Below are 23,333 nucleotides of genomic sequence, written 5' to 3'. Positions count from 1 at the left end.
CGTGTCCGAGCGACAGCGCTCGATGAGATCTGTGGACGACTCCCGGAACCGCGGGCGTACGGCGAACGGTGTGGACCCCGCCGCGCCCCGCCCCCGCGGCTCAGTGCACGAGCGTGTCGTCGTCCAGCTCCCAGGTGTTGCAGGCGGCCGGCGTCTGCTGCTCCCAGCCCCGGCTGGTCCAGTGCACGCTGTTGTCCGCTGAACCGTGCGTGCGCTCCTCCTCGTCGCCGTCCTCGCGGTCGGCGGTCGCCCTCGCGTCGGTCAGGACCGCGTCGAGGTCGTCGCGCTCCAGCGGGAAGCTCACCTGGACGGAGCCCAGGAACGCGCCGGACAGGCAGTTAGCCTGGAGCTCGCTGCGGCGCGTCCACGCGTTCCGCTCCAGGTAGTGGTCCTCCAGCTGGCGCTGCTCGTGGTAGTACTCCAGCAGACCCGACTCGCCCTGGACGTGGTGGCCGTACTCGTGCGCCAGCAGGGACGCGTACACCACCGCCCGCGAGGCGCCGTTCCACTTCTCCACCACGTCCGCCGTGCCGATGTAGATGCTCGTGCTCGCACGGCAGTAGAACGCGCCCGCCTCCGACGGGTAGGGGCGGCACGGGCTCACCCCGGGCTCGTCCCAGAACACCCGCTCCGGAGGGGTGAAGGGGATGCCCGCCCGGGCGAACTGGGTGGCCCAGGCGTCGTCCAGGCAGTCCGCCACCGCGTCCAGGAACTCCTTCATCGACTCCGTCTCGTCGACGTCCAGCTCCGGGGCCGGGCACGGGCGCGGACTCAGGCGGCCGGTCTCGTACAGCGGGTTCGCGACCAGCGCCTCGTGCCCCGACGGGCGGTCCGGCTGCCGGAGCGGATCGGACGGGTCGAGGTCCGCGTCGTCCCCCGACGGGCTCTGCCCCGGCTTGTCGTCGAACTCGGTGTCGGGCACGGCCTCGGCCGGGCCACCGTCGGACACGGGGCCGGGACCGGGGTCCTCCTCGCTGACGGTCGTCCAGGACAGCAGCGCCAACGCCAGCAGCACCACCACGAGGGCGGTCACCAGGCCGAGCGCACGCCGGTCCGCGCGCCGCGCCTGACCCGGCGCCGCCGAACGGGGAGAATCACCGAACCCTGTGTACACCCCTGTCCGCCCACCCTGTCGTCACCGTCGACCGGGCCTGACGGCCGGGCCCCTGCCAGCGCCCCCGCGAGCACCTCACTCGACCAGGTCCTCGGGGGCGTTCCACGTGTTGCACGCCCCCGGATCCACACGGTCCATGCCGTGCGCGGTCCACAGGCGGCCGTTGCGTGCCGAACCGTGCGTGTGCCCGCCGCCGCGGTCGGAGCGGAGGCCGACGTCGTCGAGGATATTCTCCCGTTCGGACCCGCCGTAGCCGAGCCCTGACCCCGAGGCCCCCAGGAACACCCCGCCGAGGCAGTTCGCCTGGAGCTCGTTGCGCCTGGTCAGCTCGTCGGCGGTCTCCTGGTCCACCCCCGCCCGCGCCTCGTGGAACTCGGCGAGGATGCGCGACTGCCCCTGCACGTGGTGTCCGTACTCGTGGCTGAGCAGGAACGTGTACGCCTCGGGTCTGTCGCTCCCCGCCGAGGCCGCCACGATGTCCTCGACCCCCAGGTAGAGGCCCTGGTTCGCCTGGCAGTAGAACGCCGCCGTTCCCTGGGTCGGGAACGCGCCGCACGGGCTGGTCCCCGCCGAGTACCAGTACACGCGGTTCGGCGAGGTGAACTCCATCCCCGCCGACGCGAAGTAGGAGCCCCACGCCCGGTCCAGGCAGTCCGCGATCTCGTGGACGAAGGCCTCCACCGACTCGGGGTCCTCAGGGTCCAGGTCGGGCGCCTCGCAGGTCACCTCGCCGAGTTCCCCGATCCGGTACAGCGGGTTGTCGCCGAGCATGTCGCCCCGTGCGGACGCGGTCTGCGGGCGTTCGTCCCCGCCCCCGTGGCCGGCGCCCGCCGACCCCGCGAGGGGCACCGGGTGGGACCACGCGGCGTCCGACGACGACAGCATCGCCGAGAAGGCCAGGAAGCCGGTGAAGCCGACCGCGGCCAGGCCCGTGCCGAGGGTGAGGGACACCCCGAGGCCCATCCGCTGGAAGAACCCGGGACGCTCGGACCAGAACTCCGGCCCCGGAGCGGGCACGCGCCTCACCACGGCGACACCCCACGGTCCGGAAGCACGGCGTCGCCCGCGGTGCCCTGTGACAACAGCGCGCGGGGGGACCGGATAGGCTCTCGCGTCATGTGGTGGGTCGGCTCCTGGCGCCCGGCCGTCGTGGCGACGACGGCCCTCTTCGTGTTCTCCGTGCTGGTCACAGCGCCTGGCGTCGTGTGGCCGGAAGGGGAGGCCCACGCCGCGACGGCAGCCGCACCGGCCACCACAGTACCGGGGGGCGCGTCGGCGGCGACCGGCGCGGTCGGCCTGCGGAGCGCGACCGATCCGCTGATCACCAACGACATCAGACTCGAACTCGACCGCGCCGGCGTCCTCCACGGCGAGGAGACCGTCACCTTCAGCGGCGGGGCCCCGGCGGTGTTCACCCGGGCCCTGACCGAGACGATGCTGTACGACACCGACCACGACAGGAAGTTCGAGGTCTCGGGTGTCGAGGCCACCGACCTGGACGGCAACGCCCTGGCCGTGGAGGTCGAGAAGACGAACGGGACCCTGTACGCGCACATCCCCACGGCGGCCACCGGCGGCGTGGTGCTCACCTACCGGGTGGGCGGGACCGTGAGCGAGGTCACCCAGGGCGTCCAGATGGAGTGGCGGGCGATCGGCGCCTACAGCCACACCGTGGAGTCCACCGACGTGACCGTGACAGCACCCCTGCCGCCCTCCGCGCTCTCGTGCCTGGCAGGAGAACCGCGCAGCGCCATGTACTGCACGGCGTCCGACATGGGGCCCGAGCAGGGGGTAGCCCACTTCCTCCAGGCGGACATGGAGCCCGACGACAGGCTGGACATCGTCGTCAACTACCCCTCCGGCACAGCCGAGGGCGAGCCGATCCTCACCCGCAGGTGGTCGCTGGGGTCCGCGTTCGCGGTGACCCCGGCCACGGCCAGCGTGTTCGGTCTCCTGCTCGTCGTCCTGGTCGGCGGGCTGGCGGTGCTGATCCGGGTCCGCGGCCGGGACGAGCGCGCCCTGCGCCGGGAGGCCTCCGAGGGCGACCACGCCCCGGTCGAGGAGGGTGACCGGGGACAGCTGAGGTTCGCGCCGCCCGACGACGTGCACCCCGGCCAGATCGGCACCCTCATCGACGAACGCGTCGACATCGCCGACCTCACCGGAGCGGTCCTTGACCTCGCGGTGCGGGGCTACATCCGCCTGGAGGAGCTCCCCCACGAGCACTTCACGTCCGTCGACTGGCGCCTGGTGCGGCTCGACGGCCCCCGGGGGGAGACCCTGCTGGCCTCGGAGTGGCTGCTGCTGGACGCCCTCTTCGGCGAGCGGCGCACGGTGCGCCTGTCGCAGCTGGGCTCGCCGCGCGCCTCCGCGGACTTCCCGGCCAGGATCGACCGGGTGCGCGAGGAGCTGTACCGGGACATGGTGCGGCTCCGGTGGTTCGCCCGTTCGCCGAGCCAGGTGCGCACACGGTGGAGCACGGTCGGGATGGTCCTGACGGCGGCCGGCGTCGCCCTGACCGGGATCCTCGCGGTCTTCACGGGCGCCGCCTTCTCCGGCCTGGCGGTCGTCATCGCCGGCGCCGCCGTCACGGTGGGCGCCCAGTACATGCCGGCCAAGACCAAGCTGGGCAGCAGGGTGTACGCGCACACCATGGGCTTCCGCGACTACCTGCTGAGCCCCCGCGCGGAGCAGGCACTCCCCGGCCGGAGGGTGGAGCTCTACTCGCGCTACCTCCCGTACGCGGTGATCTTCGACGACGTCGACCGGTGGGCGAACATCCTGGCCTCGGCGGCGCTCGCCGACCTCACCCCGGAGGAGCTGACCGGTGACGGCCTCGCCTGGTACACCGGTCCGCGCGAGTGGCGGATCGAGGACTTCGCCGACTCCATCAGCACGTTCGTGGTGTCGCTGACCGGCATCATCACCAACACCCGGCGCCTGCGGGCGCTCAACCAGTTCCAGCGGTCGAGGTAGCGACGTCCCCCGGGCCGTGAGACGGTCGCCTACCGGCCTGCGGGCCCGGGGGAGGACACAACGAGGGAGAAGCCATGCGCGCGGTCGTGCAGCGTGTCTCACACGCGTCGGTGACGGTCGACGGGGAGGTCGTCGGTGAGGTGACCGAGCCCGGACTGATGGCACTGGTGGGGGTGACGCACACCGACACAGCCGCCGAGGCGGCCAGGATCGCCAAGAAGCTCTGGACGCTCCGCATCCTGGCGGACGAGCAGTCCTGCTCCGACGTCGGCGCGCCCGTCCTCGTCGTCAGCCAGTTCACGCTCTACGGGGACGCGCGGAAGGGGCGCCGCCCCACCTGGCAGGCCGCAGCCCCCGGCCCCGTGGCCGAACCCCTGGTGGACGAGGTCGTCAAGGAGCTCCGCGAGCTGGGCGCCACCGTGGCCACCGGCGTGTTCGGCGCCACCATGTCGGTCGCCCTCACCAACGAGGGTCCGTTCACGGTCATCATCGAGGCCTGAGCGCCGCGACGGCGGCGGGCCGAGGATCCCTGCGCGCTCCCGCCCGCAGTCGGCACGGGCCGGTTCCCGGACCGTGCGCGCATGCGCCGAGGGCGTGCACCGGACTGCGCCCCGCCCGGGCGGACGGGACGTTCGGCGGCCCCGGCCGGCGGAGGCGCGCACCGGGCTCCGGTGCGTACGCCGCAGCGGTCCCGGGCTCCGGCAGGGGCGCGGGGACTGCGCGGCCCGGGCCGTGGCAGGTCCACGGCCCGGGGCACGGGAACGAAGGGGAGAGGCGTCGGGGGAACGGGGGAGTCCCCGTGGGTTTCCCGTGCCCTCAGACGTCGACGGTGACCGGCTCGAACTTGTAGCCCAGGCCCCGGACGGTCACGATGTACCGCGGGCTCCCCGGGTCCTCCTCGATCTTGGCGCGCAGCCGCTTGACGTGCACGTCCAGGGTCTTGGTGTCACCGACGTAGTCGGCGCCCCACACGCGGTCGATGAGCTGCATCCGGGTCAGCACCCGCCCGGCGTTGCGCAGCAGCACCTCCAGCAGCTCGAACTCCTTCAGCGGCAGCTGCACGCTGTCGCCGCGCACCGTCACCACGTGCCGCTCCACGTCCATGCGTACGGGGCCGGCCTCCAGGGCGGCGGGGAGGACGACCTCGTCCTCACCGCGGCGGCGCAGGACCGCGCGGATGCGGGCGACGAGCTCGCGGGACGAGAACGGCTTGGTGACGTAGTCGTCGGCGCCGAGCTCCAGACCGACGACCTTGTCGATCTCGGAGTCCTTGGCGGTCAGCATGATCACGGGGACGTTGGACTTCTGCCGGAGGGTCCGGCACACCTCGGTGCCCGAGAGGCCCGGGAGCATCAGGTCCAGGAGCACCAGGTCGGCCCCCGTACGGTCGAAGGTCTCCAGCGCCACCGTTCCGGTGGGCGCCACGGCGACCTCGAAGCCCTCCTTGCGCAGCATGTACGACAGGGCGTCGCTGTACGATTCCTCGTCCTCGACAACAAGTACACGAGTCACTGTGCCGCCTCCTGCTGGTCGGTGTTCCGGGCGGCGTCGGGCCCCCGGTCGTCGGGTCTGGGCAGACGCAGTGTGAACGTCGACCCCGACCCCTCCTTGCTCCACACGGTCACTTCTCCACGGTGGTGGGTCATGATGTGCTTGACGATCGCCAGGCCGAGACCGGTACCACCGGTGGCCCGGCTCCGAGCGGCGTCCACACGGTAGAACCGCTCGAAGATTCTTTCCCGGTCCTGCTGGGGGATGCCGATCCCCTGGTCGGCGACGCTGATGTCCACGCTGGAGCGGGACACCCCGACCGACACGGCGACCCGGGTGTTCTTGGGGCTGTAGGCGACGGCGTTCGCGATCAGGTTGCGCAGGGCGGTGCCCAGCAGACCCTCGTCGCCCAGGATGGTGACGCCCTCCGCCCCGCTCCCGACCAGCTCGATCCCCTTGGCGTCCGCGGGCATCCGCACCGCGTCCAGGGCCTCCTCCACGACACCGCCGAGGTCGACCCGCGTGGGCTCGGCCATCGGCTCGGCTCCCTGGATCCGGGAGAGCGTGATGAGGTCCTGGATGACCGCCGTCAGCCGCGCGGCCTCCGTCTGCATGCGGTCGGTGAAGCGGCGCACCGCCTCCGGGTCGTCACTGGCGTCCTGTACGGTTTCGGCCAACAGGGACAGAGCGCCGACCGGGGTCTTGAGCTCGTGGGAGATGTTCGCCACGAAATCGCGGCGCACCGCCTCCACGCGCCGGTGCTCGGTCTGGTCCTCGGCGAGGACCAGCACCAGCCCGGTTCCCCCCAGGGGGGCGACGCGGACCGCGAAGGACGTGGCGTCGGGACCGAACTTGCGCACGGCCACCTCGATGTCGGTCTCCCGGATGACACCGTCGCGCCGCACCTTGCGGGCCAGCACCAGGAGTTCGCCTATCACCAGCTCGTCGCCGCGGACGATGCCGAAGGCGCGGGCCGCCGAGGAGGCGCGCAGCACCCTGTCGGCCGAGTCCAGGACCACGGCGGAGGAGGGAAGCGCGGAGAGCACCTCGGCGATCCCCGGTGGCAGGGTGGTGCCGTCGTGGCGTTCGGGCACGGGAGCCTGACGGCGTTCGTTGGTACCCGTACGGAAGAAATGACCGGCGAGGACGCCGATGACGACGCCCGTCACGAGTCCGAAGATGCCGGTCACAGCGGCGAGAAGTTCCCCTTGCACGATTCGATCGTAAACGGGCGGACTGGAGCTTTACCCGGTCAGGGCATGTGACACAACCGAGGTTCTTCCACCGTTCACCAAATCTTGGCCGACTCTTCAAACAACCACTGGGAGCATTGACGCCATGCGCGATACGTACCACGAGGATCTTGACAGCTTGACCGAACGCCTGGTCGAGATGACCCGACTGGCCAGGCACGCGGTCGCACGCGCGACCACCGCGTTGCTGGACAGCGACCTGGACGCCGCCCAGGAGGTCATCTCCGGGGACGAGGCGATCAACCGCCTCGACCAGGACATCGAGGACACGGCCTTCAGCCTGATGGCCCGGCAGCAGCCGGTCGCCTCTGACCTGCGGACCATCATCACCGCGCTCTACATGCGCGGGGACCTGGAGCGGATGGGCGACCACGCCGTCCACCTGGCCAAGGTCGCACGGCGCAGGCACCCGGACTCGGCGATCCCCAAGCCGGTCCGCTCCATCGTGCTGGAGATGGGGCACCAGGCGGAACTCCTGGTCACGAAGGCCGGGGAGGTCATCGTCGACAGGGACCCCGACACCGCCCTGGAGCTGGACAAGGACGACGACAGGATGGACCGGCTGCGCCGCAAGCTGCTGCAGCGCATCCTCGCCCCGGGGTGGGAGTACGGGGTGGAGGCGACGATGGACGTCACCCTCGTCGGACGGTTCTACGAACGCTTCGGTGACCACGCGGTGCACGTGGCCGACAACCTCGTCTACATGGTGACGGGGGAGAAGCGTGAGGACTACGAGCCGGAGGCGTGAGGCACTCGTGGGCCCGGGGCCCCACAGGACGGGTGGGGTCCGCCGCGGCGTTCCGCGGCCGTCGGAGGGGCTTCGGGCCACTCCCGGGACAAGGGTTGTTCCGGTCGGCGCAAAATCGTGACATCCGTCGCTCCGGTGCTTCGTGAGAGGTCCGGATCGAGGTCGTCCCGGACCTCTCCGCGCCCTTCCCCGAGAGCGCACAGTTCCGCTGGCCAGGGGGCTCCGGAGCCTTTCGGACCAGTGCTGACCAGGCCCCCGACAGGCCTCGGGTACACTTTGTCAAGCCCTGAAAAGGGGGTTCTGACCTGCGTGTTCGCAAACCTAATAGGTACGTTAAGTCACAGATTCGTGGTATCCTTGTGGTAGCGGAAGGGGTACCTGTCACATGACTTTCAAGGTCGGCGACACTGTTGTCTACCCCCATCATGGGGCTGCTCGTATTGAAGCGATCGAGACTCGCACCATTAAGGGCGAGGACAGAATCTACCTCGTTCTGAGGGTTGACAAGGGCGATCTGACGGTCCGTGTGCCGGCCGCGAACGCCGAGGACGTCGGCGTTCGTGACGTGGTGGGACAGGAAGGCCTGGACAAGGTCTTCGAGGTGCTTCGAGCACCGCACACCGAGGAGCCCACCAACTGGTCCAGGCGCTACAAGGCGAACCTGGAGAAGTTGGCGTCGGGCGACGTCAACAAGGTCGCTGAGGTGGTTCGCGACCTGTGGCGCCGGGACAAGGAGCGCGGGCTGTCCGCCGGGGAGAAGCGGATGCTCGCCAAGGCGCGCCAGATTCTCGTCAGCGAACTCGCCCTCGCGGAAAAGACCAACGAGGACAAGGCGGAGGCCCTCCTCGACGAGGTTCTCACCACCTGAACTCCAGTCACGGAATAGCGTCATTCATGACGAATATGCCTCGGGTGGGCGTCGGAACGGACGTCCACCCGTTTTCTCCTGGGCGCACACTTTTTCTCGCCGGTTTGGAATGGCCGGGAGAAGACGGTGTCAGCGGCCATTCGGATGGTGATGTCGCCGCCCACGCCGCGTGCGACGCGTTGTTGTCCGCGTGCGGACTGGGGGACCTCGGGTCCAACTACGGCACGGCGGAACCGCAGTGGAAGGGCGCCTCCGGCGCCGCCCTGCTCACCGAGACCGTGGCCCGCGTTCGCGCGGCCGGCTTCGAGGTCGGCAACGTCGCCATCCAGATCATCAGCAACCGTCCCAAGTTCTCACCCCGGCGCGCCGAGGCCGAGAAGGCGCTCTCAGAGGTCGTGGGAGCGCCCGTGAGCGTCTCCGCGACCACGACCGACGGTCTGGGCCTCACCGGCCGCGGAGAGGGCATCGCGGCCGTCGCGACGGCCCTGTGCGCGAAGGTGGACTGAGCCCTCGCCGGAGGTCCGGCGCCGGTTCGGCTCGGGGCCGTCACGGGGACTCCGTGCGGTCGCGCCGGAGGGTCCGGCGAGCGGACGGACGACGGACACAGGTCCCGTACCCGGAGGTGCGGGACCTTCGTCGTGTCCGGAACACCGCCGTGCGGGGGCGCCTCGCGGCCGGAGCCGTGGTGGGGGGTGCGACCCGCGCGAAGGCGCTGTGGGGTGGGGTGCGTCGTGGGGGAGCCTGTCGTGTCCGGAACTCGTGCTGTGCGGCCCGTGGTGGGAGGCCCGTGGTGTGCGTCGTGTCCCCGGAGGGGTGTCTTGTGCGGGGCCGATCGGTGGGTGCCCCGGGGAGCCCCCGGGGCGGACACGCCACCGGCTCGGGCCGGGGCGGGGCCTGCGTTCGGCTTCGCGGGCCGGGGGTGTGGCCGTGGGGGTGGCCGTGGCCGGGCTCCGGCCGGTGGCGGGACCGGGGCTGGGGGCGGGCGACCGGGAGCGGCGCCGGTGGAGCGGAGCTGTGAGCGTGGCCGGGCTCTGACCGGGGAGCGGTGACGGCGGGGCCGTGTGAGTGGCTGGGGGCGGGCTCTGACCGGGGCGGGCGACCGGGGAACGCGCGGCGGTGGCGTTGTCCACAGGGCGGGCGCGGGCGGTTCCGGGTGAGCGCGCGCGGGGGATGTTCTGGCATGGGGCCACCCCTCGCCGTCGGGGCTCTCACGCGCCCCCGACAACAGCATGACCCGCCCGGTCGCCGTCCACCACCCCCTTCTCGGGGCTGTGGACGACCGGACGGGTCACGCGTCTCACTCGTCGGGGCGGAGCGGCTCGCTGCGCACGCGCCGTGACGGCGGTCCCGTCGCGAAGTCGGGCGCGGGCGGGCGAACCCTGGACTCGGGCCTCGGTGCGCCCGCCGTGAAGCCGGGCATCGGCGGGCGGGGCGGCTTGAGCACCATGGGGCGCTTCTCCACCGGCGTTCCCCGCCCCCGCCTCGTCACCTGCTCGGGCTCGCGCCCGGTGGGAGGGGTCCCGGGCTCGGAGCCGGTCCGGGTGTCGGTGACGGCCGGAAGCTCCTCCACCTCGGGCAGGGGGTCGTCCTCCGACGCCACGGGGTCCGGCTCGGGCCCGGCCTCCAGGGCCTCCTCCGTCTCCCGCTCTGTCCCCGTCCGTCGTTCCGGCTCGGGTCCCGGCTCCGTCGCCGCGGCCTCCTGCACCGGGGCCTCCTCGGCCTCCTGCACCGGGGACGGACGCGCCGCGACCGGAGGCGCCTCGCGGATCCGGAACGCCGCGCGCACGGTCGGCCCCGTGTCGTGGTCCAGCACCGGCGCCGGTTCCGGATCGGCCAGTTCCTCGTCGAAGGCCGGCCCGTCGTCCTCCGGAGGGGTCCACACCGGCGGCACGTAGTCCGCCAGGACCCCGTCCCCCGCGTCGGAGCTCGCAGGGGGCTCCCAGAGGGCGGGGCCCGGATCCCGGTCCCCGTGGACGTCGCCGGCGGAGTCGTCGGCCGCTCCATCCACCGCACCGTCCGGAGCCCCGTCGACCGGCCCGTCGGAGGGGTCCGCGCCGGGGGCGGACCCGGCTCCGGCACCCGCCGAGGCGGCGGGCACGGCCGCCCGTGCGGGCCCGTACGCGGAACCGTGGTCCTCCGGGTGCCTCTCGTACTCGGCGAACCCGGCGTCCGCCTCCCGGTACTCCGGGTACCCGTCCTCGGACCAGGAGACGGTCCCGGTGGACGATCCGGCGCCGGGGGCGGCAGCGGCCACCGCCACGGGCTCGTGGACGTCGTCCGGCACCGCGGCCGGTGGCCCATCGGGTTCGGGGAGCGCGGCGGGCGCCTCGTCCTCGTCCGAGACCGGGTCGCCGGGGGGCGGTTCGTGGTCGAACCCCTCATCGGCGAGGTGGTCCGGCACCACCACGATCGGCCCGTCCGCGTCGTCCTCGTGATCCGCGCTCCGGGCCGGGAACACCGGCTCCGCGTAGGCGTCGGCCACGGGCTCGGGTCCAGGGTCCGGAGCGGCGGCGCCCGGCACCACCGGAGGGTGCTCGGCGGCCAGCTTGATCGCGTTGTGTCCGCCCAGGCCGCGCCGGGGCAGCGGGAACGTGGGTGCGGACAGCTCGTCGTCGTCATCGTGCTCGGGACGGGGTGCGCTCCGCAGCACGGTCGGCACGGCGGGCGCCCGGAGGTCGTCCTCGTCGTACTCCTCGTCCCGGACGTCGTTCGGGACGTCGTCCGGGACGTCGTCCCAGCGGTCCCGGGATCCGTGGTCGGAGCGCCGGTCCTCGTCGGAGGACGGCCTCGGTCCGGGACGCACCCGAACGGACTCCTCCACCTCGGCCGCCGGCATCCGGTACGCCTGCGTGTCGTCCGGGTCCGGCCCGGCCTCGGAGTCCCGCTCCTCTGTCCCCAGGCGCAGCAGCCGGGTCCGGAGGCCGCCGTCGTCCGGATCCTCCACCTCCCGGGCGGCCGGAACCACCGCGCGCGCGTGCAGCACGGTGGTGGGGTCGTCGGAGGGGCGGGGCCGGGAGACGGGCGCGCGGCGCCGTCTGCGCATGTGCGCGCGGACGGTCATCCACAGCAGGAACGCCACGAGCAGGGCTGCGAGCGGCGCCACCGCGACGATGACGTTGGCGACCCCCTCGGGCACCCGCTCGACGAGTTCGAGGTTGCTCAGCAGCATGGCCGTGGTGGCGACCATGATCAGGACGGGGATCAGCACCAGGTCGACCCAGAGCCGCTCGCGGGGGTGCGCTCCGCGCAGGAGGTAGCTCACCCAGCACGCCATGATGAGCAGCAGGGTGTAGGTCACCGGGAACACGTGGGCGAGGGCGCTGCCCGCGTGGCCGCCGTACGCGGCGAACTGGAAGATGCCGTTGTAGGAGATGACGAGGGCGCACAGCGCGATGAGCCCGACGAACAGGGCACCTCCCGCGAGAGCTCCGGCTCCCGTGACGCGACCTGCGGGCCGACCGTTCCGTGTCCCTGATTCGGGGGTGTCGTTGTAAGGGGCCATCGCCATCGCAGCGTAGTCGAGACCGTGCCGCTAACACGAGATTCCGGCCGATTACGGTTGCTTCCAGGCCGACGCACTCAGGGGGGTTCTGGGGTGTTCTGTCGGAATATGCAGGGCCTGGCGGCCTGCTGATCCGTGGGGGCCAACGGTTGAAGAGTGTTTTCCCGCACCCCCTCTTCCCGAATACGGCTAATCACATATACGCACTTCGGGATGTCCGAGAGGGGGAAGTCGACATGTGGGTTCGTGGTTTGTGACGCGGCTGTGAGGGGAAAGCGGATAGGCTTGACAACGTGAGTCTGCGCTTCTATGACACCAGTGCCCGACAGGTCCGCGAGTTCGTCCCTCTGCGCGAGGGATCCGCCTCCCTGTACCTGTGTGGTGCCACGGTGCAGGCACCCCCGCACATCGGCCACATCCGGTCGGGGGTGAACTTCGACATCCTGCGCCGCTGGCTGACCCATGTCGGGTACGACGTCACCTTCTGCCGCAACGTCACCGACATCGACGACAAGATCATCAGGGTCGCGGCGGCCGAGGGCGTGCCCTGGTGGAAGGTCAGCGAACGCAACCAGCGCGCGTTCACCCAGGCCTACGAGATCCTGGGGTGCCTGCCCCCCACCGTCGAGCCGCGCGCCACCGGCCACGTGCCCGAGATGATCGACCTCATGCGGCGCCTCATCTCCGACGGCCACGCCTACGCCTCCGACGACGGCTGCGGCGACGTCTACTTCGACGTGCGCTCCTACCCGCCCTACGGGGAGCTCTCCAACCAGCGGCTGGACCAGGTCATGGAGTCCTCCGACTCCGACCCCGACCGGGACAAGCGCGACTCCCGCGACTTCGCCCTCTGGAAGGGCGCCAAACCGGGCGAGCCCAGCTGGGACACCCCGTGGGGGCGCGGCCGCCCCGGCTGGCACCTGGAGTGCTCGGCCATGGCCACCAAGTACCTCGGCCCGAGCTTCGACATCCACGGCGGCGGCCTGGACCTGATCTTCCCGCACCACGAGAACGAGCTCGCGCAGTCCCGCGCGGCCGGAGACGGCTTCGCCCAGTACTGGCTGCACAACGGGATGCTCTCCGTCGGCGGCGAGAAGATGAGCAAGTCGCTCGGCAACTCCATGCTCATCCCGCAGATGGTCCAGAAGGTCCGCCCGGTCGAACTGCGCTACTACCTCGGCCAGGCGCACTACCGCTCCACCATCGACTACTCCGACGCCGCGCTCCAGGAGGCGGCCGCCGCCTACCAGCGGATCGAGGGCTTCCTCACCCGCACCGTCGAGGTGCTGGGCGAGGTCGCCACCGCCGACCGCGTGCCCGCCGCGTTCGCGTCCGCGCTCGACGACGACCTCGGGGTCTCCCAGGCGCTCGCCGTCGTGCACGGCCACGTCCGCGAGGGCAACACGGCGCTGGCCTCCGGAGGCAAGGAGCAGGCTGCCGAGATCGCCGGCGAACTGCGCGCCATGCTCGCCATCCTCGGGATCGACCCGCTCAGCGAGCAGTGGTCGGGCGGTGACCAGGGGCTCCGCGAGGTCGTGGACGCCCTGGTGGCGGTCGCCCTCGAACAGCGCCAGGCGGCCCGCGGGCGCAAGGACTACGCGGCGGCCGACGCCATCCGGGACCAGCTCGCCGAGGCGGGGATCGTGGTCGAGGACACCCCGCAGGGGTCCCGATGGGACCTGCGCCGGGGCTGACCGGACGCGTCCGGTGGCGCGGCGGCACTAGTCTGGGAGTTTGCCGCCGCGCCTCGCGCTGGTCGGCGACATTCCACCAGCCGGATGCAGCGCGCCTCCGGCATGCTCGCAACACGTACGGGGAAGCGGCGACCAATGACGGCGAAGAAGAGCAAGAAGGGTCCGACCAAGGGCAGCGGCGGCAAGGGCCGCAGGTCCCTGGAGGGCAAGAGCGGCACCCTGCCCGCGGAGCAGCGGCACTGGTACGACGGCAAGCAGCGCCAGCGTTCCGCCCAGCGCGGCCAGGGGCCCGGCGGCCAGGACGGATCGCGCTCGGAGCGCCGGCCGGACGGCTCCGACCTGCTGGTCGGGCGCAACCCGGTGGTGGAGGCCCTGCGTGCCGGGATGCCCGCCACCCGCCTGTTCCTGGCCAACAGCCTCGACCCCGACGAGCGGGTCAACGAGGCCGCCAAGATGGCCGGTGCGCGCGGCATCGACATCGTCGAGGTCACCAAGACCGAGCTCGACCGGCGCTGTGAGAGCAACGGGCAGCCGGGCGCGGCCCACCAGGGGCTCGTCCTCCAGGTGCGCCCGTACCAGTACTGGGCCCCTGAGGGCCTGCTGGACGCCGCCAAGGGTTCCGACACCCCGCCGCTCATCGTCGCCCTGGACGGGGTCACCGACCCGCACAACCTGGGCGCCATCGCCCGGTCCGCCGCCGCGTTCAACGCGCACGGCCTGGTCATCCCGGAGCGGCGCTCGGCCAGCGTCAACATGACCGCGTGGAAGACCTCCGCGGGCACCCTCGCCCGGCTCCCCGTCGCTCAGGCCACCAACCTGACCCGGGCGCTGGAGGGCTTCAAGAAGGCCGGTCTGTTCGTCGTCGGCCTCGACGCCGACGGCGACGCCCAGATCCCCGACCTGGACCTGGCCACCGGGCCGCTGGTCATCGTGGTCGGCTCCGAGGGCAAGGGCCTGTCCCGCCTGGTGCGCGAGGCCTGCGACGTCGTGGCGAGCATCCCGATCGGCAACGCGGAGTCGCTGAACGCGTCCGTGGCCGCCGGCGTCTCCCTCTACGCGGTGTCCCGCCGCCGCGCCGAGGCGCTCTGACCCGAGAAGCGCACGACACAGGGCCCCCGATCGTTCCGGTCGGGGGCCCTGCGCGTCCAGGGCCGTCGGCGCCCGCGCGTGCGCCCACTGTCCCGCACCCGCTCGCGGGGCACGCCACCGGTCAGACCGCGAGGCTGCCCAGGTACCCGTTGGGGTCGAGCACGTACTTGCTCGCCGCCCCCTTGTCGAAGGACCGGTAGCCCTCCGGGGCGTTGTCCAGCGGGATCGCCACGGCGTTGACGGCGTCGGCGATGTGCACACGGTCGTTCAGGATCGCCGCCATCAGCTCCCGGTGGTACTTCATGACCGGGCACTGGCCGGTGAAGAACGCGTGCGACCTGGACCAGCCCAGTCCGAACCGGATCGACAGCGAACCCACCTTCGCGGCCTCGTCGGAGGCGCCGGGGTCACCGGTCACGTACAGGCCGGGGATGCCGATCGACCCGCCGGCCTTCGTCACCTCCATCGCGGTGTTGAGGACGCTGGCGGGAGCCTCCCGGCCGGAGTCCGCACCGGTCCCGTGGGCCTCGAAGCCGACCGCGTCCACCGCGCAGTCCACCACGGGGGCTCCGAGGATCTGGTCGATCTGGTCCCCCAGGTCGCCCTCCGCGACGTTGATCGTCTCGCACCCGAAGCCTCGGGCCTGGGCCAGCCGCTCCTCGTTCAGGTCGCCGACGATCACCACCGCGGCCCCGAGGAGGAGCGCCGACGCCGCCGCGGCCAGCCCCACGGGCCCGGCGCCCGCGACGTACACCGACGAACCCACGCCGACGCCCGCGCTGACGCAGCCGTGGTAGCCGGTCGGGAAGATGTCCGAGAGCATCGTCAGGTCGAGGATCTTCGCCATCGCCTGGTCCCGGTCGGGGAACCTCAGCAGGTTCCAGTCGGCGTAGGGCACCAGCGCGTACTGCGCCTGCCCTCCGACCCAGCCGCCCATGTCGACGTAGCCGTACGCCGAACCGGGGCGGTCCGGGTTGACGTTGAGACAGATCTCCGTCCGCCGCGCCTTGCAGTTCACGCAGCGGCCGCACGAGATGTTGAACGGAACCGAGACGAGGTCGCCGACCTTGACGTACTCGACGCCCGGTCCCGTCTCGACGACCTCGCCGGTGATCTCGTGGCCGAGGACCAGACCCTGCGGAGCGGTCGTGCGACCCCGCACCATGTGCTGGTCGCTTCCGCAGATGTTGGTCGCGACGACCTTCAGGATCGCCGCGTGGGGGAGTTGTCGTCCGACGTTGGCGGGGTTGACGCCGGGGCCGTCCCTGAGGACGAAGTCCGGATAGGCGATGTCCGATACCTCGACCCTGCCGGGGCCCTGGTACACGACGCCTTTGTTGCCAGCCATGTCCTACCCACCTCTCCGCCCCGCGTGAGGGGCATGTTCCCCCTGTCGTTTCCGGAGAAGGCGCAGGCTAATCGGACATATGCCTCGACAGGTACCTTTTTGCCCGAGTGCTTGCGGGGCCCCGGGGAGTGGGGGCGGGTGTCCGGCCCGTCGCCACGGGTGACCAGGTGGGGACGGTGGGATCCGCGCCGCGGGACTTCGCGGTCGCGACCCATCCGAGTACGCCAGGCGCCCTCCGAACCGGTACCATTCGGGTGGACACACCCGGGGCCGGCGGTTCCGGGGGGTCGGCCGACGTAGCTCAATTGGCAGAGCAATCGCCTTGTAAGCGATAGGTTAGGGGTTCAAGTCCCCTCGTCGGCTCTTTTCGTGCCCGAACGGGGCATCCCCGGGCGCGCTCCCGCGGACGGCCGGGGAACCCGCGGGGTCACACGTCGAGGGCGGTCTGTCCCGGGGTCTGGCGGTCGCGCTCGCCCCGGCCGCGTCCCAGGCACCGGCGGCACGTGACGGGACCCGACGAGGCGGTCAGCCTGAGCGGGTCGACGGCCGCGTGGCAGGCGATCGCGGGCACCGCCACCCCGGCCCACATGTGCGTGGCGAGCTTGTGCACCACGTCGCCGCGTCCGATCCGGACGCCGGAGGCGTCGGCGAGCTCCTCGCGGCGCCGCCGGAGCGTGGCGGCCAGGTGCTCGACGTCGGGTTCGGGGGCACGCGGCTGGTCAGGGTCGGTCATGACTCCAGGATCGCCCACGGCCGACACTGCCGGCGACGTCCCGGCCCTCACCCGGCCGTCGGAGCGCCCCGGGGGGAGTCGGCACACCCGGGCGAGGACCGGACGAGCTCGTCGGGAGCGGGTCCGGTCGCGGATCCGACGCGGTCGCGGACGCGGCGGCCCTACCGTTCCAGAAGGGCGATCACGGCCTCGATCGCCGCCCTCTGCCCGTCCAGGGAAGAGCCGTCGGGCAGCCTGGCGCACCCCATCCAGAGCCCGTCGATCACCACCAGCAGCAGTTCGGCGACGGCCTCCAGATCCTTGCCCGGGGCCAGTTCGCCCTGGTCGCGTGCGTACTCCAGGAGCTGGACGAAGCGCGTGCGGGTCTCGTCGTCCAGGGCGGAGAGCGTCTCCGCGAACAGGGGATCGATGGCGGCGTGCGCGTAGAAGGCGGCCCAGATGCGGGTCCGTGCCAGCCCCCGCTCGTCCGTGGGCAGCAGCCCCAGGAGCACCTGGCGGAGGGCCTCCACGGAGGTGAGGTGCCCCGGTCCGATCCGGACGTGTCCGAAGCGGTCCGCGACCTCGTCCACGGCCACCTGGAAGGCGAAGCCGAGCAGCTCGTCCTTGGTGCCGAACTCCCGCTGGACCGCGCCCGCCGACATCCGCGCCTCGGCGGCGACGGTCCGCACGCTGACCCCTTCGAGCCCGTCCCGGGCGGCGATCCGGTGCAGCGCCTCCGCGATCTCCCGGCGCCTGCTCTCTCTGTCCACTGCTTTCGGCACCCGTTCATTCTGGCACACCGGGCGAGCGAATGATACGGTCGTATCGATACGACCGTATTTAGGAGTGTCGAGATGACAGCAGCCGCGTCGCCCCGCCCCCGCATCCTCCTCCTCACCGCGTCCGTACTGTTCACCCTCCCCTCCCTGGCCGCGTTGGGGCTGATCCTCCTGCCGCCCCCCTCCTGGCCGGCATGGCAGTACGCGCTCCTCGCCCTCGAGTTCTCGGTCCTGTTCGCCCTGCTGTCGCTGCTCGGGCTGGTGCTGGCCCTGTCGGCCCGGCGCGGGGGGCGCGGCCGGGGACCTCTGCTCCTCGCCGGCGCGAACGCCCTCCTGCTCGTCCTGGCACTGGTACCACCCGCCTCCCTCTGGGCGACCGCCCGTGCGGAGGGAGCGCGGCTCGACCCGCTTCAGTACACAGCCGGCCTCGCCACGACCACCGACCGGGAACCGGTCACCGTGGAGTACGCGAGGGTCGGCGGCGAACGCCTCCACCTCGACGTGTGGCAGCCCTCCGACCGGGACGCCGGGGACGCCCCTCACCCGGTGGTGGTCAACGTGCACGGCGGTGCGGAGGAACTGCCCCAGAGCCTGCTGCCCCGCTGGGACACATGGCTCGCCGACAGCGGGGGGTCGCGGGTGGTGTTCGACGTGGACTACCGGCACTTCCCCGACGGGAACTGGTCGGCCTCCCTGGCCGACGTGCGCTGCGCCCTCGGCTGGGTGCGCGAGCACGCGGCCGCGTACGGTGGCGACCCCGACCGGATCGCCCTCGCCGGCCAGTCCGCGGGGGGACTCCTCGTCCTGTTGGCCGCACACGCCGAGGGGCCGGATCCCAGTTGCGACACCACGGTCCCCGAGGTCGACGCGGTCGTCGCCTGGTACTCGGCGACCGACGGCACGGCCGGCGCCCCGCCGGTCCCCTGGCGCCAGCGGCACTCCCCGGTGGGCGACGAGCTGTTGGAGTCGAGCGAGCGGATGGTCGGCGGCACACCGCAGGAGTACCCCCGGGAGTACGAGGCGATGTCCCCGATCCTCCACGTGGACTCCGACAGCCCGCCGACCCTCCTGATCACCGCGGGTCACGACCTCTTCGTCGACCCCGAGGACAACCGCCGCATGGCCGCCCGCCTCACGGAGGCGGGAGTCCCGAACCACCACCTGAGCCTGCCGTGGACGGAGCACATGTTCGACCTCAACTGGGGTGGCCTGGCGAGCCAGGTGGCCCGCCACAGCATCGAAGAATTCCTGGCCGACCACCTGTAGGCGGCTCCCTGCCGGAGGCCTGAGCGCAAACCCCGCGTTGCCGTGTCGTCACGAGGGCCGGAGGGGAGGCGGAGCCGACCGCACGGTTCATGCGCCTCCGGGCCGGTCCGCGTCGACGGCGGGAGGGCACCCGTCGCGGGTGAGGACATCCCCGCCGTGTCCGCCCCCGACCGCGCCGGTCGCCTCAGCCCCGTGAGTGCAGGCCCTCGTTGCGGGCGACCATCTCCCGCCACCCCGGTAGGCTCTCCGGCGCGACGCCGACCTCGCCGACGTACTCGGCGGACGGGCGGACGAGCTTGCCGAGCCGCTTCTGCTCCACCACGTGGGCGCTCCAGCCCGCCATGCGCGCACAGGTGAACAGCGGGGTGAACATGGCGCTCGGGATCCGCGCGAAGTCCAGGACCACCGCCGCCCAGTACTCCACGTTGGTGGCGAGCACGCGGTCGGGCTTGCGCTCCGCGAGCTGGGCCAGGGCCTCCTCCTCCAGGGCCCTGGCCACCTCGTAGTGGGGCGCGCCGAGTTCCCTGGCGGTCCGGCGCAGGATGCGCGCACGGGGGTCCTCCGCCCGGTAGACGGGGTGGCCGAAGCCCATGAGGCGCTCGCCGCGGTCGAGCAGCCCCTTGACGTAGCCGTGGGCGTCGCCGGAGCGCTCGACCTCCTTCACCATGTTCAGCGCCCGGGACGGCGCGCCCCCGTGGAGGGGGCCGGACATGGCGCCCACCGCGGCGGAGATGGTGGCGGGGACGTCCGCCCCCGTGCTGGAGACGACCCGGCTGGTGAACGTGGAGGCGTTCATGCCGTGTTCGGCGGCGGAGATCCAGTAGGTGTCGACGGCCTTGACGTGCTTGGGATCGGGGTCGCCGCGCCACTCGACCATGAAGCGCTCCACGACGCTGTCGCAGCGGTCGATCTCGTCCCGGGGGACGCTCGGCCTGTCCTGTCCTCGGGCTGCCTGGGCGACGAAGGAGAGCATGACGGCCGTGGTCGTCGCCAGGTCGTCCCGGGCCTGGTCGAGGTCGACGTCGATCAGCTGGCGGAGGCCGAGCAGCGGGGCGATCCCCACGATCGCCGACTGCACGTCGACGCGCACGTCACCCGTGTGGACGTCCAGGGCCAGCGGCTCGGCGGGCTGGAGGGGGCGGGTGAAGTCCCCGTCCACGAGCAGCGCCCACACGTCCCCGTAGGACGCGGTGCCGATCAGCGACTCGACGTCGGTGCCCCGGTAGCGGAGGACGCCGCCCTCACGGTCCGGCTCGGCGATCTCGGTGTCGAAGGCCACGACGTCGGCCAGTCCGGGCTTGCCTTTGATCATCACTCATCCGTTCGGTCGTCGGCCTCGGGGGAGCGGGCGCCGCAGCAGGACTGCCCGCTCGTCCCGGGCGCCGCTCATCCTCGGCGTCCGGGTTCCTCCGCGACGAGGCCGGAGAAGGTGTGCGTCTCCGGGCGTCCCGGCCGGTCCCGCCCCCTGTCGACGTGTTCCGCGTTCGCGATCCCGGGACTCCGATTATCCCGACGAACGTGCTCCGAGCTCGCATTTCGCCCCTTCCGTGGGTCGGTGTCCCGAGGAGGGGGTCGTCCCCCGCAGCACGCGGAAGGCCCCGCGTCCGGCGGACGCGGGGCCGTGCGGGGTCCCGGTCAGTCGAGGACGGCGTACGCCTCGACCTCGACGAGCACGTCGGGCTCGAACAGGTAGTCGACGCCGATGAGCGACACGGGGGGAAACGGTTGCGGGATGCCCAGTTCGGCGGCGACGTTCCCGACGCCCGCCATGAAGGCGTCCATCTTCTCGGGGCTCCAGTGCGTGACGAAGAAGCGGAGGCGTACGACGTCGGCGAAGGTCGCTCCGGCGCCGGCCAGGCCGCGCGCGGTGTTGCGCAGGGCCTGCTCGACCTGGCCGGTCAGGTCGCCCGTCGCGACGGGGTTCGCCTCGGCGTCGCGCGCGATCTGCCCGGCGACGTGCACGTGGCGGGCGCCGGTGCTGATCGAGACGTGGTTGTAGGGCACGGGCTGCATCATGCCCTCGGGGCTGAACAGCTGCACGCTCATCGGATGTCCCTCCGGTTGTCCCTGGGTGGTATCCAAGGTCTACTAGGTACACAAAGGGAACTTCAACGAGACCAGGTGTCATGCAGGAAACCGGCCTTGCCGCATCCGAACGCCCCAGGATCACCGCGCCGCACCGCGAACTGCTCGACCAGGTGCTCGACAAGTGGTCGCTCCAGGTGCTCGAGGAGCTCTGCGAGCAGCCACAGCGCTTCAACGAGCTGCGCAGGGCGATCCCCGTCGTGACGCAGAAGTCGCTGACGGCGGCGCTGCGCCGCCTCGAACGCAACGGGATGGTCGAACGTGTCGTCACGAGCACGCGGCCCCTCGCCGTCCAGTACCGCATCACGCCGCTCGGCACGACGCTCCAGGGGCTGCTCGACGCGCTCCTGTGCTGGACCACCGTCAACATGGCCGATGTCGAGCGGGCACGCGAGCGGTACGACGACGAGGTGTAGCGGGGCGGCGGACGGTTCGGGCGGGGACCGTGTCCCGGGGCCGCCGTGCGGCCGTCCTCAGAGCTGGCCGGTGGACTCCCGCCAGGCCCGCTCCTTCTGGATCCACTCGTTGTCCTGCGGGAACTCGTCGATCGTGCTGACGCGGCGGATCTCGTTCCTGACACCCGGTCCGGTGAGCGGCATCCGCAGGGCCCACTCGACCGCTTCCTCCTTGGAGGCCACGTCGAGGATGTAGAACCCGCTGAACCGCTGCTCGGCACTGCCGTAGGGGCCGTCGGTGACCACGGGCGGATCGGAGGAGTAGTCGACGACCGCGCCCTCGGAGGCGTCGGCGAGCCCTTCCGCGGCGAGCAGCACCCCGGCGCTGATCAGCTCCTCGTTGTACCGGCCGATGGTGGAGAGCAGCTCGTCGAAGCCGATCTCCTCCATCCTGGCGAAGGCCTCTTCGGTGGCGCGCATGACCAGCATGTACTTCATGGCACTGTCTCCCTGGGCGGGTGCTCCGGGGGCCTGCGCGGCCCCTCTCCACCCTAGGACGGGCGGTGCCTCGGCGGGCTGTCCGCCGTCCCGGCGCGTCGCCCCGGAACGCCGCAGGGGCCCGCGCGACGTCGCGCGGGCCCCTGCGTTCCCCGCTGCCCCGTCCCCGAACCGGGCGGGGCCGCGGGACGGGGTCAGCCGGAGAGGGTGGTGCGCCCGTCGGCGTCGACGCGGACGCTCTGGTCGGTCCAGGCGCGCGCCTGGTCGCTGATCGTGAAGCCGAGGCCGGGCCGGCCGGGCACGAGCATGCGGCCGTCCTCGATCTCCAGCCGCTCGTCGAACAGCGGCTGGAGCCAGTCGAAGTGCTCCACCCACGGGTCGATCTCGTAGGCGGCGGCGAGGTGGAGGTGGATCTCCATCGCGAAGTGCGGAGCCATCCGGATCCCGGCCTGCTGGCCGCGGGCCATGATCTTCAGGAACGGCGTGATCCCGCCGACGCGTGCCGCGTCCGGCTGCATGAAGTCCACGGCCCCGGCCCGGATCAGCTCCTCGTGCTCGGCGGCGCTGGTCAGCATCTCGCCGGTCGCGATCGGCGTCGCCAGCTCCCGGGCGAGGTCCGCGTGGCCGGTGGCGTCGTACGCGTCGAGGGGCTCCTCGATCCAGATCAGGTCGAACTCCTCCAGGACCCGGCCCATCCGCACGGCGGTGCTGCGGTTCCACTGCTGGTTGGCGTCCACCATCAGCGGGAAGTCGCCGAGCTCCTCGCGGACGGCGGCGACCCGGGCCAGGTCGGCCCGCCAGTCGGGCTGCCCGACCTTGATCTTGATGCCGCCGATCCCGCTGGCCCGTGCGGCGCGGGTGTTCTCCAGCACCTGGTCGAGCGGTGTGGACAGGAACCCGCCGGAGGTGTTGTAGCAGTCCACCGCGTCGCGGTGGGCGCCGAGCAGCTTGGCCAGCGGCAGCCCCGCCCGCTTCGCCTTGAGGTCCCACAGGGCGATGTCGATCGCCGCGATCGCCTGGGTGGCGAGTCCGCTGCGGCCGACCGAGGCGCCCGCCCACACCAGCTTCGTCCAGATCCGCTGGATGTCGCTGGGGTCCTCGCCGATCAGCTCCGGGGCGATCTCCTGGGCGTGCGCGTACTGGCCGAAGCCGCCCGCGCGCTTGGAGTAGGTGTAGCCGACACCCTCCAGCCCCTCCTCGGTACGGATCTCGGCGAACAGCATCGACACCGACGTGAGCGGCTTCTGCCGCCCGGTCAGCACCTTGGCGTCGCTGATCGGGGAGGCCAGGGGCAGGTCGACGCGGGAGAGCGTGACCTCACTGATCCTGTCCGCGCCCGCGGCGGCCCGTGTGGGGGCGGGGCTGGGGCGCCGGCTCGTCTCGCTGTCGGATGCGGGCTGGGCGGTCATCGTGTCTCCAGGGTGTGGGTGTGCGGGCGGGCTGCCGCGGCGGGGAGCCGGGGCGCGGACACGCCCCGACCGTAGCGGGCCGGGGTCGCGCGGGACGGCGACAGGG

The 23,333-nt window shown here is 72.1% G+C and carries 21 protein-coding genes and 1 tRNA gene; 10 read left to right on the top strand and 12 right to left on the bottom strand.

Going from position 1 to position 23,333, the window contains the following annotated elements:
* Positions 1-100 precede the first annotated feature (100 nt).
* Together Q8791_RS19265 and Q8791_RS19260 are read right to left on the bottom strand one after the other, a co-directional pair.
* The gene (locus tag Q8791_RS19265) at positions 101-1,114 is read right to left on the bottom strand and encodes a neutral zinc metallopeptidase (protein WP_330093133.1); all 1,014 of its coding nucleotides are present in this window, start codon (positions 1,112-1,114) and stop codon (positions 101-103) included.
* A 75-nt stretch (positions 1,115-1,189) separates the two neighbouring features.
* Complete coding sequence (locus Q8791_RS19260) at positions 1,190-2,077, bottom strand: neutral zinc metallopeptidase (protein ID WP_330093211.1); 888 nt, start codon at positions 2,075-2,077, stop codon at positions 1,190-1,192.
* A gap of 153 nt (positions 2,078-2,230) precedes the next feature.
* Here Q8791_RS19260 and Q8791_RS19255 point away from each other — a divergent pair, with 153 nt between their 5' ends.
* Entirely contained in the window at positions 2,231-4,090 is a 1,860-nt protein-coding gene (locus Q8791_RS19255; RefSeq protein ID WP_330093132.1) for a DUF2207 domain-containing protein, read from the top strand.
* Between the two features lie 74 nt (positions 4,091-4,164).
* Entirely contained in the window at positions 4,165-4,590 is a 426-nt protein-coding gene (gene dtd, locus Q8791_RS19250; protein WP_330093131.1) for a D-aminoacyl-tRNA deacylase, read from the top strand.
* A 316-nt stretch (positions 4,591-4,906) separates the two neighbouring features.
* Here dtd and Q8791_RS19245 read toward each other — a convergent pair whose 3' ends face one another.
* Together Q8791_RS19245 and Q8791_RS19240 are read right to left on the bottom strand one after the other, a co-directional pair.
* Entirely contained in the window at positions 4,907-5,602 is a 696-nt protein-coding gene (locus Q8791_RS19245) for a response regulator transcription factor (protein ID WP_267947804.1), read from the bottom strand.
* Complete coding sequence (locus Q8791_RS19240; protein ID WP_407942027.1) at positions 5,599-6,795, bottom strand: sensor histidine kinase; 1,197 nt, start codon at positions 6,793-6,795, stop codon at positions 5,599-5,601. The genes Q8791_RS19245 and Q8791_RS19240 overlap by 4 nt, the downstream gene beginning before the upstream one ends.
* A gap of 124 nt (positions 6,796-6,919) precedes the next feature.
* Here Q8791_RS19240 and phoU point away from each other — a divergent pair, with 124 nt between their 5' ends.
* From phoU to ispF, 3 genes are all read left to right on the top strand, one after another.
* Positions 6,920-7,582: a phosphate signaling complex protein PhoU gene (phoU, locus tag Q8791_RS19235; RefSeq protein WP_330093130.1), complete on the top strand. Its 663-nt coding sequence runs from the start codon at positions 6,920-6,922 to the stop codon at positions 7,580-7,582.
* 385 nt (positions 7,583-7,967) lie between these two features.
* Positions 7,968-8,450: a CarD family transcriptional regulator gene (locus tag Q8791_RS19230; RefSeq protein ID WP_330093129.1), complete on the top strand. Its 483-nt coding sequence runs from the start codon at positions 7,968-7,970 to the stop codon at positions 8,448-8,450.
* Positions 8,451-8,485: 35 nt separating this feature from the next.
* Positions 8,486-8,956: a 2-C-methyl-D-erythritol 2,4-cyclodiphosphate synthase gene (gene ispF / locus Q8791_RS19225; RefSeq protein ID WP_330093209.1), complete on the top strand. Its 471-nt coding sequence runs from the start codon at positions 8,486-8,488 to the stop codon at positions 8,954-8,956.
* Positions 8,957-9,747: 791 nt separating this feature from the next.
* Here ispF and Q8791_RS19220 read toward each other — a convergent pair.
* The gene (locus Q8791_RS19220; RefSeq protein WP_330093128.1) at positions 9,748-11,958 is read right to left on the bottom strand and encodes a DUF2637 domain-containing protein; all 2,211 of its coding nucleotides are present in this window, start codon (positions 11,956-11,958) and stop codon (positions 9,748-9,750) included.
* 287 nt (positions 11,959-12,245) lie between these two features.
* On the opposite strand from Q8791_RS19220, the gene cysS reads away from it, so the two are divergent.
* Together cysS and rlmB are read left to right on the top strand one after the other, a co-directional pair.
* Positions 12,246-13,646, top strand: coding sequence for a cysteine--tRNA ligase (gene cysS, locus Q8791_RS19215; protein WP_330093127.1), 1,401 nt, complete (start codon positions 12,246-12,248; stop codon positions 13,644-13,646).
* Positions 13,647-13,781: 135 nt separating this feature from the next.
* Positions 13,782-14,735, top strand: coding sequence for a 23S rRNA (guanosine(2251)-2'-O)-methyltransferase RlmB (gene rlmB / locus Q8791_RS19210; protein ID WP_330093126.1), 954 nt, complete (start codon positions 13,782-13,784; stop codon positions 14,733-14,735).
* 121 nt (positions 14,736-14,856) lie between these two features.
* Here the strand turns inward: rlmB and fdhA are convergent, their stop codons facing one another.
* Positions 14,857-16,083, bottom strand: coding sequence for a formaldehyde dehydrogenase, glutathione-independent (gene fdhA, locus Q8791_RS19205; RefSeq protein WP_330093125.1), 1,227 nt, complete (start codon positions 16,081-16,083; stop codon positions 14,857-14,859).
* Positions 16,084-16,373: 290 nt separating this feature from the next.
* Between fdhA and Q8791_RS19200 the strand changes: the two genes are divergently transcribed.
* Positions 16,374-16,446, top strand: a tRNA-Thr gene (locus Q8791_RS19200).
* 64 nt (positions 16,447-16,510) lie between these two features.
* Here the strand turns inward: Q8791_RS19200 and Q8791_RS19195 are convergent.
* Both Q8791_RS19195 and Q8791_RS19190 read right to left on the bottom strand, forming a co-directional pair.
* Positions 16,511-16,816: a hypothetical protein gene (locus Q8791_RS19195; RefSeq protein WP_330093124.1), complete on the bottom strand. Its 306-nt coding sequence runs from the start codon at positions 16,814-16,816 to the stop codon at positions 16,511-16,513.
* 161 nt (positions 16,817-16,977) lie between these two features.
* Positions 16,978-17,577, bottom strand: coding sequence for a TetR/AcrR family transcriptional regulator (locus tag Q8791_RS19190; RefSeq protein ID WP_330093123.1), 600 nt, complete (start codon positions 17,575-17,577; stop codon positions 16,978-16,980).
* Between the two features lie 72 nt (positions 17,578-17,649).
* Between Q8791_RS19190 and Q8791_RS19185 the strand changes: the two genes are divergently transcribed.
* Entirely contained in the window at positions 17,650-18,840 is a 1,191-nt protein-coding gene (locus Q8791_RS19185) for an alpha/beta hydrolase (protein WP_330093122.1), read from the top strand.
* Positions 18,841-19,024: 184 nt separating this feature from the next.
* Here Q8791_RS19185 and Q8791_RS19180 read toward each other — a convergent pair whose 3' ends face one another.
* On the bottom strand, positions 19,025-20,152 hold the full coding sequence (locus tag Q8791_RS19180; protein ID WP_330093121.1) for a citrate synthase 2: 1,128 nt from the start codon (positions 20,150-20,152) through the stop codon (positions 19,025-19,027).
* 323 nt (positions 20,153-20,475) lie between these two features.
* Positions 20,476-20,886 carry a RidA family protein gene (locus Q8791_RS19175; protein ID WP_330093120.1) on the bottom strand — a complete coding sequence of 137 codons (411 nt, stop codon included), beginning with the start codon at positions 20,884-20,886 and terminating at the stop codon, positions 20,476-20,478.
* Between the two features lie 80 nt (positions 20,887-20,966).
* Between Q8791_RS19175 and Q8791_RS19170 the strand changes: the two genes are divergently transcribed.
* Complete coding sequence (locus Q8791_RS19170; protein WP_330093119.1) at positions 20,967-21,341, top strand: winged helix-turn-helix transcriptional regulator; 375 nt, start codon at positions 20,967-20,969, stop codon at positions 21,339-21,341.
* Positions 21,342-21,398: 57 nt separating this feature from the next.
* Here the strand turns inward: Q8791_RS19170 and Q8791_RS19165 are convergent, their stop codons facing one another.
* Both Q8791_RS19165 and Q8791_RS19160 read right to left on the bottom strand, forming a co-directional pair.
* Positions 21,399-21,818: a YciI family protein gene (locus tag Q8791_RS19165; protein WP_330093118.1), complete on the bottom strand. Its 420-nt coding sequence runs from the start codon at positions 21,816-21,818 to the stop codon at positions 21,399-21,401.
* Between the two features lie 194 nt (positions 21,819-22,012).
* On the bottom strand, positions 22,013-23,227 hold the full coding sequence (locus Q8791_RS19160) for an L-talarate/galactarate dehydratase (protein WP_330093117.1): 1,215 nt from the start codon (positions 23,225-23,227) through the stop codon (positions 22,013-22,015).
* Positions 23,228-23,333: the final 106 nt, after the last annotated feature.

Source organism: Nocardiopsis codii (genome assembly GCF_036327455.1).
GTDB lineage: Bacteria > Actinomycetota > Actinomycetes > Streptosporangiales > Streptosporangiaceae > Nocardiopsis > Nocardiopsis codii.
This window is presented reverse-complemented; position numbering and strand designations above follow the sequence as displayed.

What these genes read in the sequence shown, in the direction of transcription:
- ispF (WP_330093209.1), top strand. Translation starts at nt 8,486, where the DNA reads ATGCCTCGGGTGGGCGTCGGAACGGACGTCCACCCGTTTTCTCCTGGG.
- Q8791_RS19160 (WP_330093117.1), bottom strand. Translation starts at nt 23,227, where the DNA reads ATGACCGCCCAGCCCGCATCCGACAGCGAGACGAGCCGGCGCCCCAGC.
- Q8791_RS19220 (WP_330093128.1), bottom strand. Translation starts at nt 11,958, where the DNA reads ATGGCGATGGCCCCTTACAACGACACCCCCGAATCAGGGACACGGAAC.
- Q8791_RS19195 (WP_330093124.1), bottom strand. Translation starts at nt 16,816, where the DNA reads ATGACCGACCCTGACCAGCCGCGTGCCCCCGAACCCGACGTCGAGCAC.
- Q8791_RS19175 (WP_330093120.1), bottom strand. Translation starts at nt 20,886, where the DNA reads ATGAGCGTGCAGCTGTTCAGCCCCGAGGGCATGATGCAGCCCGTGCCC.
- Q8791_RS19255 (WP_330093132.1), top strand. Translation starts at nt 2,231, where the DNA reads ATGTGGTGGGTCGGCTCCTGGCGCCCGGCCGTCGTGGCGACGACGGCC.
- Q8791_RS19260 (WP_330093211.1), bottom strand. Translation starts at nt 2,077, where the DNA reads ATGGGCCTCGGGGTGTCCCTCACCCTCGGCACGGGCCTGGCCGCGGTC.
- Q8791_RS19230 (WP_330093129.1), top strand. Translation starts at nt 7,968, where the DNA reads ATGACTTTCAAGGTCGGCGACACTGTTGTCTACCCCCATCATGGGGCT.
- fdhA (WP_330093125.1), bottom strand. Translation starts at nt 16,083, where the DNA reads ATGGCTGGCAACAAAGGCGTCGTGTACCAGGGCCCCGGCAGGGTCGAG.
- dtd (WP_330093131.1), top strand. Translation starts at nt 4,165, where the DNA reads ATGCGCGCGGTCGTGCAGCGTGTCTCACACGCGTCGGTGACGGTCGAC.
- Q8791_RS19185 (WP_330093122.1), top strand. Translation starts at nt 17,650, where the DNA reads ATGACAGCAGCCGCGTCGCCCCGCCCCCGCATCCTCCTCCTCACCGCG.
- phoU (WP_330093130.1), top strand. Translation starts at nt 6,920, where the DNA reads ATGCGCGATACGTACCACGAGGATCTTGACAGCTTGACCGAACGCCTG.
- Q8791_RS19165 (WP_330093118.1), bottom strand. Translation starts at nt 21,818, where the DNA reads ATGAAGTACATGCTGGTCATGCGCGCCACCGAAGAGGCCTTCGCCAGG.
- Q8791_RS19180 (WP_330093121.1), bottom strand. Translation starts at nt 20,152, where the DNA reads ATGATCAAAGGCAAGCCCGGACTGGCCGACGTCGTGGCCTTCGACACC.
- Q8791_RS19170 (WP_330093119.1), top strand. Translation starts at nt 20,967, where the DNA reads ATGCAGGAAACCGGCCTTGCCGCATCCGAACGCCCCAGGATCACCGCG.
- rlmB (WP_330093126.1), top strand. Translation starts at nt 13,782, where the DNA reads ATGACGGCGAAGAAGAGCAAGAAGGGTCCGACCAAGGGCAGCGGCGGC.